The 15732-nt window shown below is 70.4% G+C and carries 11 protein-coding genes, 3 tRNA genes and 1 pseudogene; 7 read left to right on the top strand and 8 right to left on the bottom strand.

What is annotated here, in order from left to right:
- Positions 1 to 329 precede the first annotated feature (329 nt).
- Both ACZ45T_RS05425 and ACZ45T_RS05420 read left to right on the top strand, forming a co-directional pair.
- The gene (locus ACZ45T_RS05425) at positions 330 to 854 is read left to right on the top strand and encodes a hypothetical protein (RefSeq protein ID WP_468437709.1); all 525 of its coding nucleotides are present in this window, start codon (positions 330 to 332) and stop codon (positions 852 to 854) included.
- A 9-nt stretch (positions 855 to 863) separates the two neighbouring features.
- Entirely contained in the window at positions 864 to 1637 is a 774-nt protein-coding gene (locus ACZ45T_RS05420; protein WP_468437707.1) for a hypothetical protein, read from the top strand.
- Here ACZ45T_RS05420 and ACZ45T_RS05415 read toward each other — a convergent pair.
- Positions 1627 to 2598, bottom strand: coding sequence for a recombinase family protein (locus ACZ45T_RS05415; RefSeq protein ID WP_468437705.1), 972 nt, complete (start codon positions 2596 to 2598; stop codon positions 1627 to 1629). The two genes, ACZ45T_RS05420 and ACZ45T_RS05415, sit on opposite strands and share 11 nt — an antisense overlap.
- A gap of 107 nt (positions 2599 to 2705) precedes the next feature.
- Entirely contained in the window at positions 2706 to 2909 is a 204-nt protein-coding gene (locus ACZ45T_RS05410) for a helix-turn-helix domain-containing protein (RefSeq protein WP_468437703.1), read from the bottom strand.
- 165 nt (positions 2910 to 3074) lie between these two features.
- Between ACZ45T_RS05410 and ACZ45T_RS05405 the strand changes: the two genes are divergently transcribed.
- Complete coding sequence (locus tag ACZ45T_RS05405) at positions 3075 to 4946, top strand: tyrosine-type recombinase/integrase (RefSeq protein ID WP_468437701.1); 1872 nt, start codon at positions 3075 to 3077, stop codon at positions 4944 to 4946.
- A 154-nt stretch (positions 4947 to 5100) separates the two neighbouring features.
- On the opposite strand, the gene ACZ45T_RS05400 is transcribed toward ACZ45T_RS05405, so the two are convergent.
- The 3 genes from ACZ45T_RS05400 to ACZ45T_RS05390 form a co-directional block, all read right to left on the bottom strand.
- Positions 5101 to 5177, bottom strand: a tRNA-Ile gene (locus ACZ45T_RS05400).
- A gap of 190 nt (positions 5178 to 5367) precedes the next feature.
- A tRNA-Asn gene (locus ACZ45T_RS05395) sits at positions 5368 to 5440 on the bottom strand.
- Positions 5441 to 5445: 5 nt separating this feature from the next.
- Positions 5446 to 5518, bottom strand: a tRNA-Asn gene (locus tag ACZ45T_RS05390).
- Positions 5519 to 5654: 136 nt separating this feature from the next.
- Here ACZ45T_RS05390 and ACZ45T_RS05385 point away from each other — a divergent pair.
- From ACZ45T_RS05385 to ACZ45T_RS05370, 4 genes are all read left to right on the top strand, one after another.
- Entirely contained in the window at positions 5655 to 5969 is a 315-nt protein-coding gene (locus ACZ45T_RS05385; protein WP_468437699.1) for a YtxH domain-containing protein, read from the top strand.
- Between the two features lie 95 nt (positions 5970 to 6064).
- The gene (locus tag ACZ45T_RS05380; RefSeq protein ID WP_468437697.1) at positions 6065 to 7513 is read left to right on the top strand and encodes an FGGY family carbohydrate kinase; all 1449 of its coding nucleotides are present in this window, start codon (positions 6065 to 6067) and stop codon (positions 7511 to 7513) included.
- 169 nt (positions 7514 to 7682) lie between these two features.
- Positions 7683 to 9416: an ABC transporter ATP-binding protein gene (locus tag ACZ45T_RS05375; protein ID WP_468437694.1), complete on the top strand. Its 1734-nt coding sequence runs from the start codon at positions 7683 to 7685 to the stop codon at positions 9414 to 9416.
- Positions 9413 to 11332, top strand: a complete 1920-nt coding sequence (locus ACZ45T_RS05370) for an ABC transporter ATP-binding protein (RefSeq protein WP_468437692.1) — start codon at positions 9413 to 9415, stop codon at positions 11330 to 11332. The genes ACZ45T_RS05375 and ACZ45T_RS05370 overlap by 4 nt, the downstream gene beginning before the upstream one ends.
- Before the next feature lie 52 nt (positions 11333 to 11384).
- Here the strand turns inward: ACZ45T_RS05370 and ACZ45T_RS05365 are convergent, their stop codons facing one another.
- From ACZ45T_RS05365 to ACZ45T_RS05355, 3 genes and pseudogenes are all read right to left on the bottom strand, one after another.
- The gene (locus ACZ45T_RS05365; protein ID WP_468437690.1) at positions 11385 to 12437 is read right to left on the bottom strand and encodes an RNA polymerase sigma factor; all 1053 of its coding nucleotides are present in this window, start codon (positions 12435 to 12437) and stop codon (positions 11385 to 11387) included.
- A 277-nt stretch (positions 12438 to 12714) separates the two neighbouring features.
- A complete protein-coding gene (locus ACZ45T_RS05360; RefSeq protein WP_468437688.1) occupies positions 12715 to 14790 on the bottom strand; it encodes a molybdopterin oxidoreductase family protein in 2076 nt (691 codons plus the stop codon).
- A gap of 126 nt (positions 14791 to 14916) precedes the next feature.
- Positions 14917 to 15707: pseudogene (locus ACZ45T_RS05355) on the bottom strand (SDR family oxidoreductase).
- Positions 15708 to 15732 lie beyond the last annotated feature (25 nt).

Here is a 15732-nt window from a genome sequence, read left to right as displayed (position 1 = left end):
CGCCACGCCGCACCCCTCCGTGTTGCACAGTCACTTCCCCCACCCTCCACAGCAGGACTTAGATCCCGACACACCAACGTACGCGGCACACCTTGGCGCACATCGGTGCGCTCAGCACCGCCGCAGCCCAGAGGGCGGGCACGCCCGCACCTCTAGCATCATGATCCAACGGATCTACAACGATCCTGCTTCGGAGAGTGACCTAATGTCAATGAAGATAGACAATGGATCGGACCGATAGGTTCCCAACTGCCCTGGCTGCCGCAACCCAGCCAGACCCGCCACCATCCATCGCGGCCGCTCGGGTGGCCGCCACGAAGGACCCGCCTATGCCTCCCGGCCTCGACATCCCCCTGGCGAGCAAGCTGGCACTGCTGCTGCGCCGGAAGGCTGGCCGCGCCGGTAAGAGCCCCAGCCTGCGAGCCCTGGAGGCTGCCACTGCGGCCACCCCCGGCGGCAAGCCGGCGATGACCCATCAGGTCATCGCCGACCTCCTCAACGGCGAGAAGAGCGACCCGAAAACATCACAGACCCTCGGACTCGCACGCGCATTCGACGCTCCGGTAGCTTTCTTCCTTCCCGGGTACAACGGCCTGACCTCCTTGGAGGTCTATGAAGGGCAGGCGGACGCCCGGGAGGCGCTGCGGCTCATTCACGACCTGGGGGAAACGGGCGCCGCGGAGCTGGTGGAGGCCGCGCGCGCAATCCGAAGGCGACACGGTAAGGCCGACACCAACATCCCGGAGGTGCCGGAGCTGCCGCCCATGGTGGAGCCGCCGCGACCCGGCCGGCGTCGCCGTCTGTCGTTTACCGAGGCTGCCGATCGGGCCGTCTCTGATTTGGAAGGACTCTGAAAGACCATCATGGACGGCATCGTCTTTGGCATATGCACTCTGGTCGGGATCGTAGGGACGTGGTACTCCGCCCGAGATGCCTGGCGGCTGCGTGACCGGAGTGAGTACCGGATCGCCCGCGCCGCCCGAGCAGTTGCCTTCGGTGTCTGCACGATCGGCGTCCTCCTGGCCGTGCCGGCGGTCGAGAGCCTTCTTGAAGACCTGACCGGCATGAACAACTCGGCCAAGCTCGGCGCGCACATCTGCGCCGTGCTGTGGTGTGGAAGCCTCCAGCTGATGCTGGTGGACTGGTCGTACAACTACGAGGTGCTCAAGGCCAGCCTGTACGCGCGGGTTGCTCTCGGCATCGCCGTCCTGGCCGCGATGCTGCCGCTGTTCATCGCGACCACCGGGCCCGAGATGGAGTTCACCACCGCCTTCGCGGCGGAACCTGGCGTAACCGTCTACCTCCTGGTCTACCTGACCTACGTCGCCATCACGTGCGGCGAGATCGCCTTCCTCTGCTCCGGGATGGCCCTGTCGACGTCTCGTCGCGGCTATAGCTGGACCTCCCGAGGTCTCACCACCTCTGCGGCCGCAGCCGTCCTCGGCGTCGCCTACGCGATCAGCAAGGGCTCGTACCTGGTGCTCCACTACCTCCAGCACCCCTGGCCGTTGCGGTACGAAGAGATCGTCTCTCCCCTCCTCGCCGGCCTGGCGACGGTGGCTCTGATCACCGGTCTCACGATGGCCATGGTCGGCCGACGGCTCACTCAGCGGAAGGCTGACCAGGTCACGGCGTAACGGCTCGACCCTTCCGCCAGTCCAACACCACGCGTCCGGGCTCGATCGTTCGCACGCCCTTCGCGCTGGCCGGGAACACCCGCACGCCCTCCAGGAGCAGCAAGGCGATGACCTGCTTGGAGGCGTGCGGGGCCGTGTTCCACCACCGGACGAGGTCCCGGGCGTCGCCCAGCTTGAAGTTGGCCATCTGCTCCGCGAACCGGAGGCGTGTTCGGCTGACCTTGAGCTCGTCGGTCGCGGCGTTCTGAGCGGCGAGGAAGGCGTCTCGGCCTATCTGTCGACGGCCGTACAGCTCTGCGACCTCGCGTCCTCGCTCCTCCTGCTCCGCAATCGCGTTCTTGAGGTCCTCGACCTGAGCGCGAGCGGCCTCCTGTGCGGCCTCGATGCTCGCCCGCACGTCGGGCTTGAGCAGTTCGGCAACGAGGTACTCGGCGACGTAGGTCTCAAGGAGCTCTGCGTCCACACGGACCTCGCCGCATCCGCCCACTCCCTGCTTGTCCTTCGGACGGCAGCGGTACCCGGGACTCCCCGCGTTGTTGCGAGCTCCGGTCAGATGCTGCTTGCACTTGCCGCACGAGGCGATGCCCCCTACGTCTCCCGTGAGGAGATAGGAGTAGGGGGCTTCGGGCGTTGCCCTCTTCCGCTTGGCGTGGCGCTCTTCCAGGGCCGTGAACTCCGCAGGGGTGATGGCCCCGGGGTGGCCGGCGTCGACCAGCTCGCCGTTTTCGTCTCGCCGCAGCCCGGCGATGGCGGGGTTCTTGAGGAGGCGGCCGATGCTCGCGTCCTTCCACTCGCCCCCGAGGGTCCCGCGGTAGCCCTGGGCGTTGGCCCACACGGCGATATCCGCGTCGGACTGCGGAGGGTCCAGAAGGGCGCGGCTGGCCATCTCTCGCAGCGGCCCGACCTCGTCTTCGTGGAGGCGGCGCCGCGAGTTGTCCTCGAATCCGTAGAGCCGTGGCATGCGGTTCCGTCCGATCTCTTCTTGTTCTCCCCCGTGGCGGGCCGATCCTAGGTCACGGTCCGTACCAATGGCACGTTCCGTCTCAAGATCGACGACCGTCGCCGCTGCTAGCGGCCCGGCGGTTCAACGCCCAGCACACGCCACAAGGCGGCAGCTGGCACGCGCGTTGTACCGCCGAGCGGCAGCGTCTTCACGGGGAAGTCACCTGACCTGATCAAGGCGTACGCCTTGTGCACACCGATGCCGAGCGCCCGCGCCGCCGTCGACACGTTGACCGTCGGCGGAAGGGCCAGCAGCTCCTCCAAGGTCATCCCAGCGGAGCCGGTTCCCGAACTCTCTTTCACTGTCATCTCGTCGTCGCGTTCTCCCCCGCGCCAACGTAGACATAAGAATACTCCAACACTCCAGTGTTGGGGCAACATGTCTCACAGAGCGGCAAAGATCAGCACGCAGGCCACATCAGCAGGGGGAGAGTCATGACTGACATCAGCTACTTCAGGAGGTGCGCATGCAAGGTCCCGGTCCTCAACGAGGCCGGCGGGCCGGTGCTCCTGAGCGACGGCACGCCCAAGATGAAGGAGGTCGGAGCCACCTGCCCCAAGCTCAAGCAGAAGGGGCACTCGACCTGGTACTTCTACTTCGAGCTGGAGCCCGGCAAGAACGGCAGGCGCCGGCGAGTGCGCCGCGGCGGCTTCGAGACCCAGGACAAGGCCAAGACAGAGGCCAAAAAGGCGCTCAGGAAGGCCGAGGGGGTCACGGATGTCCTGAGTTCGGCCACCGTGGGGGAGGACCTCACCGCCTGGGTTGAGCGGAAGGGAAGCCTCGCCCGGACCACCTCGCACGGGTACGAGGGGCACATCCGGCTGTACCTCATGCCCTACCTGGGGCACATCAAGCGCAACGACCTCCACGCGCGGCACATCGAAGCCATGTACGCGGCCATCAAGAAGGAGAACGCGGAACGCCTGCTTCACCACGGCCGGGTCATGGAACTTACCCAGGTGCGCGACGCCGCGCACGAAGCATGGATACGCGCATCCGGAAAGCCCGAGGAGCGGCGCAAGACCCGCAGCGCCTACCTAGCGGCCAACGCCGCCCTGAGGGAGGGCGCGCGCGGCCTGCGGAAGATCACGGGGCCGGCCACGCTCCACCGCATCAACGCCACCCTGAGCAGCTTCCTCAACAGCGGGATCAAGCGGCTCGAATACCAGACCAACTGGGCGGCGCTCATTGAGCTGCCTCCCGTCAAGCGGCCCAAGCCGTTGGTGTGGACGCCCGAGCGCGTAGAACACTGGAAGCGCACGGGCGAGAAGCCCGGCCCTGTGATGGTCTGGACGCCCGAGCAGGCTGGCGAGTTCCTGGACTTCGTGGCGGATGACCGCCTCTACGCCCTGTGGGACACGTTCACCTTTCTCGGGCCGCGCCGCGGTGAGATGGCAGCCCTCCCCTGGACGGAGGTCAGCCTGACCGCTCTACGGATGCGGATCTCGGCACAGCTCGTCGAGGTCGCGTACCGCGTCTACGGCGAAGAGCCGAAGGCCGACAGCGTCCGCACCATGAGCATCAGCAGTCACTCCGGCCGCGTCCTGACCACGCACCGGGCCAACCAGGAGCGCGAACGTGCCGAGTGGGAGGGCGAGGAGGCGTGGGTCGAGTCGGGCTGCGTCTTCACCATGGAGAACGGCGCTGCACTCCACCCCGACTGGATCAGCCGGCGGTTCAAGCGGCTGGTTGAGCTGTCCGGTCTCCCGCCGGTGCGCCTGCACGACCTGCGCCACCTCTCGGCCAGCCTCGCCCTGCTCGCCAAGAACGACATCAAGGTGGTCCAGGAGCGCCTCGGCCACAGCTCGCGGCAGATCACCTCGGACACCTACACCAGCGTCCTGCCCGAGCTGTTCCGGACCGAGGCCGAGTCGACGGTCGCCGTCGTACCTCGCGGCGGTGAGCTCACCTACACGGTCAAGAAGGCCCTCACGATCCCGGACAGCGCCTTCGCCCAGGACGTGGCGGTGCTGTTCGCTCACGCCGCCAGCTCCGCCCGGGGCCCGCAGTGGACGATCGGCGTTCAAGCGGCCGCCGGCGGTGAAGTTTTCGGCCAGATTCGCGCGGAGGTCCAAGCGGCTGAACGTGCGGCTGAGACGGCCGAGGCATGGCTTCGGACCCACTGCGTGGAGCAGGGCTACGAGGTCATCCGGACTGAGAACCTCGCGGACCGGATCCCGGACGACCAGAAGAAGACCATGGCGCTGGTTCGCCTCGTGATCGACCGCACAGCGGTGATGGGCCGTGACGAGCCGGTGCGCCGCTTCCTGAAGGGCACCCGTAAGGCTTCCGTCAGCACCGGGTGACGTCTGTCCCCGCGTCGCTGCCGCCGCGTCCCCGCTGTGTCCCCGCAGCGCCCATGGAACGCGAAAGGCGGCCCCGGAGGGCCGCCAGGATCACCGAAGTGACTCACGCCGCCAGCAAAGATGCTGGTCAGATCGTTTCTGCACATCTGGTGTGTGGTGGGGCGGGTGGGACTCGAACCCACGGCCGACGGATTATGAGTCCGCTGCTCTAACCGGCTGAGCTACCGCCCCTTCACGGCGTGGCGCGTACACGTGTGCGCGCCGTCTGCCGCAGCATAGCCGCTCATACGATCTCCTGCCTCGGATGCCTCGCATGATCGGCTTCGCCTGTTCAGAGAGACCGCGCTGAGGGCTGCCCGGTTCCCGAGCGGGGTGGCAAAGAAAAGAAGAGGACCCCGTGGGGCCCTCTTCTTCTTCCTTGCTCCCCCGGCTGGACTCGAACCAGCAACCCTCCGGTTAACAGCCGAATGCTCTGCCAATTGAGCTACAGGGGACCGCGCTCCCCCGACTGGACTCGAACCAGTAACCTGCCGGTTAACAGCCGGCTGCTCTGCCAATTGAGCTACAGGGGATTGCTGCGGTGCATCGAACAGCCCACCTCCGGCCTTGCCGGGGGGCGAGTGCCCGTTGCGAGTCATAGATTAGCGCAAGCAGGGGGGTGCTCCGCCAATCGGTATCGACAGCAGGCCGGGCACCACACGACGAAGGGTGGCAGGCATGCGGTACAAGGTCACGTTCGTGGTCGGACTGGCCCTCGGGTACGTCCTCGGAACCCGGGCCGGGCGCGAGCGCTACGAACAGCTGAAGAAGTCCGCGCGGGAGCTCGCGCAGAACCCCGCGGTCCGCAACGCCGCCGAGAGCGCGGGCCACACCGGGCGCGAGTTCGCCGGGAAGGCCTTCGCCGCGGTGAGCGAGAAGGTCGGCGACGCCGTCCCGGACGCCCTGGCCGGGCGGGTACGGGGACTGCGCGACCGGGCGGGCGGCGGCGCCTCCGAGGACGACTGGGGCACCAGCAACACCTGAGAGATCCGGGTATGGCGTGAGGTTCCCGGGACCTGTGAGGTTCCGGGGACTCCGGAAAGGTCAGGACCGGCCCCGCGTGCGGCAGAATTCACCGCATGGGGATAGTCGCCGGGCTGGACAGCTCTTCCGCCTTCACACGCATCATCGTCTGCGACACCGAGACCGGTGCCGTGCTGCGCCAGGGGTACGCGCCCCATCCGCAGCCCACGGGCGAACCCGACGGCGCGAACCCCCACGAGACCGATCCACAGGCCTGGCTGCTCTCGCTCGGCGAGGCCGCCGGCGGCGGGATCCTGGAAGGCGTCCAGGCCATCGGGGTCTCCGCGCAGCAGCACGGCCTGCTGCCGCTGGACGGGCAGGGCGCGCTCGTCCGCCCCGCCCTCGTCGGCAACGACAAGCGCGGCCAGGTCGCCGCGGCCGACCTGATCGACGCGCTCGGCGGCCGCCACGCCTGGGCCGAGGCCGTCGGCAGCGTCCCGCACGCCGCGCAGCCGATCGCGAAGCTGGCCTGGCTGGCCCGTACCGAGCCCGAGGCGGCCCGCCGGGTGGCCGTGCTGATGTCCCCGCACGACTGGCTGGTCTGGCAGCTGCTGGGCCGGCCGGCCCGGCGGACCACCGACCGGGGCGGCGCCTCCGGCACGGGCTACTGGTCGGCGGCCTCCGGCTCCTGGCGGCCCGACCTGGTCGAGCGGGCCCTCGGCCACCAGGCGCTGCTGCCCGAGGTGCTCGGCCCGGCCGACGCCGCCGGAACCACGCCCGAGGGGCTGCTGATCTCCGCCGGCACCGGCGAGACGATGGCCGCCGCGCTCGGGCTGGGGCTCGGCCCCGGCGACGCCGTGGTCTCGCTCGGCGCCTCCGGTTCGGTGATGGCGGTGCACCACGAGGCGCTGTCCGAGCCGGGCGGGCTGATCACCTCCCTGGCCGACGCCACCGGCATGCACCTGCCGGTGGTGAACACCTCCAATGCCGTACGGGCCCTGCGCGGCACCGCCGAGCTGCTCGGCACCGATCTGGAGGGGCTGTCCGAGCTCGCGCTGAAGTCGACGCCGGGCGCGCACGGCCTCGTACTCCTGCCGTACCTGGAGGGTGAGCGCACGCCGAACCTGCCGCACACCGCCGGCACCCTGTCCGGGCTGCGCCGGGACTCGATGAAGCCGGAGCACCTGGCCCGGGCCGCCTTCGAGGGCATGCTGTGCGGGCTGGTGGACGCGCTGGACGTGCTGCGCTCGCGCGGGGTGGAGATCCGGCGGGTGTTCCTGCTGGGCGCGGCGGCCGAGCTGCCCGCCGTACAGGCCGCCGCGCCGGGGCTGTTCGGGACGCAGGTCGTCGTACCGGCGCCGGCCGACTACGCGGCGCTGGGCGCGGCGCGCCAGGCGGCCTGGGCGCTCGGGGTGGCGCAGGGCACGCTGTCCCCGCACACCCCGCCGCTCTGGCCGACCCCCGCGGCGCAGGTCTTCGAGCCGGGCGAGGAGCTCCCGGCGTGGCAGGCGGTGCGCCAGCAGTACGTGGCGACGCGGGAGCAGATCCACCCCGGGGCGTTCTAGGGGGTGTCTTGCCGGACTGCCACTGGACTCCGGCCGGACTTTCCCTGGGTCGCAGGGCCCGGCACGCCGTAGTCCTTTTGACCGGGCTTTGCGAAATCCGTTGGGGATCGGCCCCCCGGTTGGCCCAAGATGAGGTGAACCCCTCGATCTTGCCGACCGGAGCCTGCGCGTGCTCATACGACTTCTGCGGACCCACCTGGGGCCGTACCGGAAACCGATCGCCGTGCTGGTCCTGCTGCAACTCCTGCAGACCAGCGCGAGCCTCTATCTGCCCACCCTCAACGCGGACATCATCGACAAGGGTGTCGTCAACGGCGACACCGGCTACATCCTGCGCTTCGGCGCGCTGATGCTCGGTGTCTCGCTCGTCCAGCTCGTCTGCAACGTCGGCGCCGTCTACTACGGCGCCCGCACGGCGGCGGCCTTCGGCCGGGACGTCCGCGCCGCCGTCTTCGACCGGGTGCAGAGCTTCTCCGCACGGGAGCTCGGCCATTTCGGCGCCCCGTCGCTGATCACCCGTACGACGAACGACGTCCAGCAGGTCCAGATGCTGGTGCTCATGACCTTCACCCTGATGGTCTCGGCCCCGATCATGTGCGTCGGCGGCATCGCCATGGCGCTCTCGCTCGACGTGCGGCTGTCGGGCGTCCTGCTCGCCGTGGTGCCCGTGCTCGGCATCTCGGTCGGCGCCATCGTCTTCAGGACGCGGCCGCTGTTCCGCCAGATGCAGGAGCGCCTGGACACCGTGAACCGGGTGCTGCGCGAGCAGATCACCGGCAACCGGGTGATCCGCGCCTTCGTCCGCGACGACTACGAGAAGGACCGTTTCCGCGACGCCAACGCCGACCTCACCGGCGTCTCGCTGGCCGCCGGCAAGCTCCTCGCCCTGATGTTCCCCACCGTCATCGTGGTCGTGAACATCTCCAGCGTCGCCGTCATCTGGTTCGGCGCGATGCGCGTCGACAGCGGCGGCATGGAGATCGGCCAGCTGACGGCCTTCCTCGCCTACCTGATGCAGATCGTCATGGCCGTGATGATGGCCACCTTCATGTTCATGATGGTGCCGCGCGCCGAGGTCTGCGCGGAGCGCATCCAGGAGGTCCTGGACACCCACTCCAGCGTGGTCCCGCCCACCGACCCGGTGCGCGAATTCCCCGCCTGCGGCGTGCTGGAGCTGCGCGGCGCCGACTTCCGCTATCCGGGCGCCGAGGCCCCGGTACTGCGCGGCGTGAGCCTGACGGCCCGCCCCGGCGAGACCACCGCGGTGATCGGCTCCACCGGAAGCGGCAAGTCCACGCTGCTGAGCCTGGTCCCGCGGCTGATCGACGCGACCGGCGGCTACGTGCTGGTCGACGGGGAGGACGTCCGCTGGCTCGACCCCGAGCTGCTGGCCAGGACGGTCGGCCTGGTTCCGCAGAAGCCGTACCTCTTCTCCGGAACGGTCGCTTCCAACCTGCGCTACGGGTGCCCTGACGCGACCGACGACGAGCTGTGGCACGCCCTGGAAGTGGCCCAGGCCAAGGAGTTCGTCTCCGCGCTGGAGGGCGGGCTCGAAGCCCCCATCACCCAGGGCGGAACGAACGTCTCCGGCGGCCAGCGCCAGCGCCTGGCCATCGCCCGCACGCTCGTGCAGCGCCCGGAGATCTACCTCTTCGACGACTCCTTCTCGGCCCTGGACTACGCGACGGACGCGGCGCTGCGCGCGGCGCTCGCCCGCGAGACCGAGGAGGCGACGGTGGTCATCGTCGCCCAGCGGGTCTCCACGATCCGTGACGCCGACCGGATCATCGTGCTGGACGAGGGCGCGGTCGTGGGCGAGGGACGCCATCACGAGCTGATGGCCGGCAATGAGACCTACCGGGAGATCGTGCTCTCCCAGCTGACGGAGGCGGAGGCCGCATGAGCGGACCCGGAGGACGGATGATGGGCCCGGGCCAGAGGTCCATGGACTTCAAGGGCTCGGGCAAGCGGCTGCTGGGCCAGCTCGCGCAGGACCGGGCCAAGCTGTGGGGCATGGTCGCGGCCGTGGTCGCCAGCGTCGGCTGCGCCGTCGTCGGCCCGAAGATCCTGGGCGAGGCCACCGACCTGGTGTTCGCGGGGATCGTGGGCCGGGAGATGCCGGAGGGCATCACCAAGCAGCAGGCGCTGGACGGGATGCGGGCCGACGGCCGGGGCGGGATGGCGGACATGCTGTCCGGCACCGACTTCACCCCGGGCAAGGGCATCGACTTCGGCGCGGTCGGGGTCGTGGCGATCTGGGCGCTCGTGGCCTTCACGCTGGCCGGTCTGCTGATGCTGGTGGCGACGCGGCTGTCGAACCACGTCATGAACGACACCGTGTACCGGATGCGCGAGGAGCTCCAGGCGAAGCTGTCGCGGCTGCCGCTGTCGTACTTCGACCAGCAGAAGCGCGGCGAGGTGCTCAGCCGGGCCACGAACGACATCGACAACATCGGGCAGACGCTCCAGCAGACGATGGGACAGCTGCTGAACTCGCTGCTGACCATCGTCGGCGTGCTCGCGATGATGTTCTGGATCTCGCCGCTGCTGGCGCTGGTCGCGCTGGTGACCGTGCCGGTCTCGGTCTTCGTCGCGGCGAAGATCGGCAAGAAGTCGCAGCCGCAGTTCGTGGCGCAGTGGAAGACGACCGGCGCGCTCAACGCCCACATCGAGGAGATGTATTCGGGGCACACGCTGGTGAAGGTCTTCGGCCGGCAGAAGGAGTCCGCGGCCGTCTTCGCCGAGCAGAACGAGGCGCTGTACCGGGCCTCCTTCAAGGCGCAGCTGGTCAGCGGCATCATGCAGCCGGTGATGTTCTTCATATCGAACATCAACTACGTGCTGGTCGCGGTCGTCGGTGGCCTCCGGGTGGCCTCGGGCACCCTGTCGATCGGTGACGTGCAGGCCTTCATCCAGTACTCGCGGCAGTTCTCGATGCCGCTGTCGCAGGTCGCCTCGATGGCGAACCTCGTACAGTCCGGCGTCGCCTCGGCGGAGCGGGTCTACGAGTTGCTGGACGCGGCGGAGCAGGAGCCGGACGCCAAGGTGCCGGAGCGCCCGCAGGAGCTGCACGGCCAGGTCACCTTCGACGAGGTGGCCTTCCGCTACGAGCCGGACAAGCCGCTGATCGAGAACCTCTCGCTGACGGTCGAGCCGGGCCACACGGTCGCGATCGTCGGCCCGACGGGCGCCGGCAAGACCACGCTCGTGAACCTGCTGATGCGGTTCTACGAGGTCACGGGCGGGGAGATCGCCCTCGACGGGGTGGACATCGCGAAGATGACGCGCGAGGAACTGCGCAGCGGCATCGGCATGGTGCTCCAGGACACCTGGCTGTTCGGCGGCACCATCGCGGAGAACATCGCCTACGGTGCCGCGCGCGAGGTCACGCGCGCCGAGATCGAGGAGGCGGCGCGGGCGGCCCACGCGGACCGCTTCATCCGCACCCTGCCGGACGGCTACGACACCGTCCTGGACGACGAGGGCGCGGGCGTCAGCGCGGGCGAGAAGCAGCTGATCACCATCGCCCGGGCGTTCCTGTCGGACCCGGTGATCCTGGTGCTCGACGAGGCGACGAGCTCGGTGGACACCCGTACCGAGGTGCTGATCCAGAAGGCGATGGCGCGGCTCGCGCACGGCCGTACGTCCTTCGTGATCGCGCACCGGCTGTCCACGATCCGCGACGCGGACGTGATCCTGGTGATGGAGAGCGGCTCGATCGTGGAGCAGGGCACGCACGAGGAGCTGCTGGCATCGGACGGCGCGTACGCGCGGCTGTACGCGGCGCAGTTCTCGCAGGCGGTCGTCGAGGTCGACTAGGTCGGCCGGGGCTGCGGCGGATGGGGGCGCCCTGCGGGGCGCCCCGCCGTCGTCAGTCCAGATATCCCCGCAGCTGGTCGGCGAAGGCGTGGTCGCGCAGCTTGTTGAGGGTCTTGGACTCGATCTGGCGGATCCGCTCGCGCGTCACGCCGAAGATCCGGCCGATCTCCTCCAGGGTGCGGGGGCGGCCGTCGGCGAGCCCGTAGCGCAGCTGGACGACCTTGCGCTCCCGCTCGCCGAGGGTCGACAGCACGGCTTCCAGGTGTTCGCGCAGGAGGAAGAAGGCGGCGGACTCCACGGGGGACGCGGCGTCGCCGTCCTCGATGAGGTCGCCGAGCGCGACGTCGTCCTCCTCGCCGACGGGCGCGTGCAGGGAGACCGGCTCCTGGGCGAGGCGGAGCACTTCGAGGACCCGCTCGGGGGTCAGTTCCAGGTGGACGGCCACCTCTTCGGCGGTGGGCTCGTAGCCGCGCTCCTGGAGCATGCGGCGCTGTACGCGCACGACGCGGTTGATCAGCTCGACGACGTGGACGGGCACGCGGATGGTCCGGGCCTGGTCGGCGAGGGCCCGGGACATCGCCTGCCGGATCCACCAGGTGGCGTAGGTGGAGAACTTGTAGCCGCGGGCGTAGTCGAATTTCTCAACGGCCCGGATGAGCCCGAGGTTCCCCTCCTGCACGAGGTCGAGCATGGTGAGCCCGCGGCCCACGTACCGCTTCGCGACGGAGACGACGAGCCGCAGGTTCGACTCGATGAGACGGCGTTTGGCCATCCGCCCCATGACGACGAGCTTGTCGAGGTCGACGGCGAGCTGGGAGTCGAGATCGGGGGTGCTGCCGAGCTTCTCCTCGGCGAACAGCCCGGCTTCGACGCGCCGCGCGAGGTCCACCTCCTCGGCGGCGGTGAGCAGCGGGATCCTGCCTATCTCGCGGAGGTACTGCCGGAACAGATCGGCGGAAGGTCCTGCTCCGCCCCCACTGTCGCCACTGCTCCGCCTGCGCGGCGCGGGCACCGGCTCGATCAGCTCCAGTACCTCGGGCTCTTCGTCCACGGCCTTGGCCTCCGAGGACTCGCTCACGTTCACGGTCAGGGTCCGGGTCTGCACGGGGGCGACCTCCAGGGCTCCGAGGACGGGGGCACCGCACCTCAGTGTGGGGTACGACACATCGCGCCCACGAGGGGCGTGCGAGCACTTTCTGAGTCCGGTGCGTGACCGGATGGTTACCCCCCGGCGGGAACCCCGATGCGGATCGCACGCATGTCCGAGTCGAAAGTGACGCACATCCGCTGCTCTGAAGCTGTTCTGGGAGGCCCCGGAGGCCCCGGAGGCCCCGAATGCCCGGAGGCCCGGAGGCCCGGAGGCCCGGATGCCCCGGATCCGCCTAGGCCGGCTCGACGCGGACCGCGCAGACCTTGAATTCCGGCATGCGGGAGATCGGGTCGAGGGCCGGGTTGGTCAGGGTGTTGGCGCGGCCCTCGCCCGGCCAGTGGAACGGCATGAAGACCGTGTCCGCGCGGATGGTGTCCGTGATGCGGGCCGGGGCCACCGCGCGGCCGCGGCGGGAGGTCACCGCCAGGGGGCTGCCGTCGACGGCGCCGATGCGGGCGGCGAGGCGCGGGTGGAGTTCCACGAAGGGGCCGGGGGCGGCCGCGTTGAGCTCGTCCACCCGGCGGGTCTGGGCCCCGGACTGGTACTGGGCGACCACGCGGCCCGTGGTGAGGAGGAGGGGGTAGTCGGCGTCCGGGACCTCGGCCGCGTCGCGGTGGGAGACGGGGACGAAGCGGGCCCGGCCGTCGTCGGTGGCGAAGCGGTCCAGGAAGAGGCGGGGCGTGCCCGGGGAGCCGTCCGGGCAGGGCCAGAAGACGCCCTGTTCTGCCTCGATGCGGGCGTAGCTGATGCCCGAGTAGTCCGCCGGGCCGCCCGCCGAGGCGCGGCGCAGCTCGTCGAAGACCTCCTCGGGGGCGGTGGGGAAGCCCTTCTCGACGCCGAGGCGGGCCGCGAGGCCGTGCAGGACGTACAGGTCGGTGCGGACGCCGGGCGGCGGGGTCAGGGCCCGGCGGCGGAGCAGGACCCTGCCTTCCAGGTTGGTGGTGGTGCCGGTCTCCTCCGCCCACTGGGTGACCGGGAGGACCACGTCGGCGAGGGCCGCCGTCTCGGAGAGGACGACGTCGGCGACCGCGAGGAAGTCCAGGGAGCGGATGCGGTCCTCGATGTGGGCGGCGCGGGGTGCGGAGACCACCGGGTTGGAGCCCATGAGGAGGAGGGCGCGGACGTCCGTACCGAGGGCGTCGAGGAGTTCGTAGGCGCTGCGGCCGGGGGCGGGGAGGCTGTCGGGGTCGACGCCCCAGACGCCGGCGACGTGCGCGCGGGCCGCCGGGTCGGTCAACTTGCGGTAGCCGGGGAGCTGGTCGGCCTTCTGGCCGTGCTCGCGGCCGCCCTGGCCGTTGCCCTGCCCGGTGAGGCAGCCGTAGCCGGAGAGCGGGCGGCCGGCCCGGCCGGTGGCCAGGCACAGGTTGATCCAGGCGCCGACGGTGTCGGTGCCCTTGGACTGCTGCTCGGGGCCGCGGGCGGTGAGGACCATGGCGGATTCCGGGGCGCAGAAGAGCCCTACCGCCTCGCGGAGTTTGGGGACCGGGACTCCGGTGATGCGTTCCACCAGCTCGGGCCAGTGGGCCATCGCGGCGGCCCGGGCCTCCTCCCAGCCGGTGGTGCGCTCGGCGATGAACTCCTCGTCGGTGCGGCCTTCCGCGACCACGAGGTGCAGCAGGCCCAGGGCGAGCGCGAGGTCGGTGCCGGGGCGGGGGGCCAGGTGCAGATCGGCCTGCTCGGCGGTACGCGTGCGGCGCGGGTCGATGACGATCAGGGTGCCGCCGTTGGCCTTGAGCTCGGTGAGGTAGCGCAGGGCGGGCGGCATGGTCTCGGCCAGGTTCGAGCCGACGAGGATCACGCAGCCGGTGCGCGGGATGTCCTCCAGCGGGAAGGGCAGCCCGCGGTCGAGCCCGAAGGCCCGCTGGTGCGCGGCGGCGGCCGAGGACATGCAGAAGCGGCCGTTGTAGTCGATCTGCGAGGTGCGCAGCGCGACGCGGGCGAACTTGCCGAGCGCGTACGCCTTCTCGTTGGTGAGCCCGCCGCCGCCGAAGACGCCGACGGCGTCCGGCCCGTACGCGCGGCCCGTGCGGGCGAGGCCCTCGGCGACGGCGTCGAGGGCCTCCTCCCAGGTGGCCGGTTCGAGCCGTCCGGCGTGGGTGCGGACGAGCGGCTCGGTCAGGCGCACCCGGGAGGAGAGCACGGCGGGGGCGGTGCGGCCCTTGCCGCAGAGCGCACCCCGGTTCACGGGGAAGTCCGCGCGCTCCTCCACCGTCACGCCCGCCCCGCCCGGCTCCGGGCGCAGGTTCATGCCGCACTGCAGTGCGCAGTACGGGCAGTGCGTGGCGGTGGCGGAGTCCGAGATGTGCATACGGCCCAGCGTGCGTCGGCGGTGTTACGCGGGGCGCCGCGGCGCGTTACAAGTCCGGGTGCTCCACCTCAGCGCCGTCCGCCCCCTGCGGTGAGGCCGCCGGGATCACTGCCCGGTGAGCCGGGATCACTGGCCGGTGAGGTGCTTCACGGTCAGGCCCGCGGTCCAGCCGCCGTCGACGGCGAGCTCGGCGCCCGTCATGTAAGCGGCGGCGTCCGAGAGCAGGAAGGCGATCGCGGCCGCGATCTCCTCGGGCACGCCGACGCGGCCCATCGGGGCGCCGGGGTAGTTGCCCTCGCCGGCCTGGATGCCGATCGGGGCGGTCATCGGGGTCAGCGTGATGCCCGGGTGCACGGAGTTGACGCGGATCCGTGCCTCGGCGAGCTCGACCGCGCCGATCTTCGACAGGCCGCGCACGCCCCACTTGGAGGCGCCGTACCCGCCGGTCAGCGCGAGGCCGGTCAGGCCTGCGGCGGAGGAGATGTTGACGATGGAGCCGCCGCCGTTCGCGCGCAGCAGCGGGATCGCGGTCTTGATGCCGATGAACACGCCGACCAGGTTGATCTCGACGACCTGGCGGAAGTGCTCGACGCTCTCGTGTTCCAGGAGCTGGCCGGCGGCGATGCCCGCGTTGTTCACCAGGCCGTCGATGCGCCCGAACTCGGCGACCGCGTACTCCAGCGCCGCCGCCCAGTCCGCCTCTCCCCCAGCTACCGCTGGGAGGGGCCCCCAGTCACGTCGTGCCTGATGAAGCGGGCCGCGCCGCCGAGCTTCGCGGCCGTCTCGGCGCCCTCCGCCGTCAGCACGTCGGTGATCATCACCTTGCCGCCGCCGTCCACGACGGCCTGCGCGGCCGCGGCGCCCAGGCCGCGGGCCCCACCGGTGATGACGACGACCTTGCCGCTCAGATCCACCACAGCCACGGTCCCCACGCCCCTCGCA

It is taken from the genome of Streptomyces sp. NPDC030995 (genome assembly GCF_055571215.1).
Note: the sequence above shows the minus strand (reverse complement) of the source record. Positions and strands in the feature narration are given on the sequence as shown.

Coding starts and splice junctions, on each gene's coding strand:
- ACZ45T_RS05425 (WP_468437709.1), top strand. CDS start 330: ATGCCTCCCGGCCTCGACATCCCCCTGGCGAGCAAGCTGGCACTGCTG.
- ACZ45T_RS05420 (WP_468437707.1), top strand. CDS start 864: ATGGACGGCATCGTCTTTGGCATATGCACTCTGGTCGGGATCGTAGGG.
- ACZ45T_RS05415 (WP_468437705.1), bottom strand. CDS start 2,598: ATGCCACGGCTCTACGGATTCGAGGACAACTCGCGGCGCCGCCTCCAC.
- ACZ45T_RS05410 (WP_468437703.1), bottom strand. CDS start 2,909: ATGACCTTGGAGGAGCTGCTGGCCCTTCCGCCGACGGTCAACGTGTCG.
- ACZ45T_RS05405 (WP_468437701.1), top strand. CDS start 3,075: ATGACTGACATCAGCTACTTCAGGAGGTGCGCATGCAAGGTCCCGGTC.
- ACZ45T_RS05380 (WP_468437697.1), top strand. CDS start 6,065: ATGGGGATAGTCGCCGGGCTGGACAGCTCTTCCGCCTTCACACGCATC.
- ACZ45T_RS05370 (WP_468437692.1), top strand. CDS start 9,413: ATGAGCGGACCCGGAGGACGGATGATGGGCCCGGGCCAGAGGTCCATG.
- ACZ45T_RS05360 (WP_468437688.1), bottom strand. CDS start 14,790: ATGCACATCTCGGACTCCGCCACCGCCACGCACTGCCCGTACTGCGCA.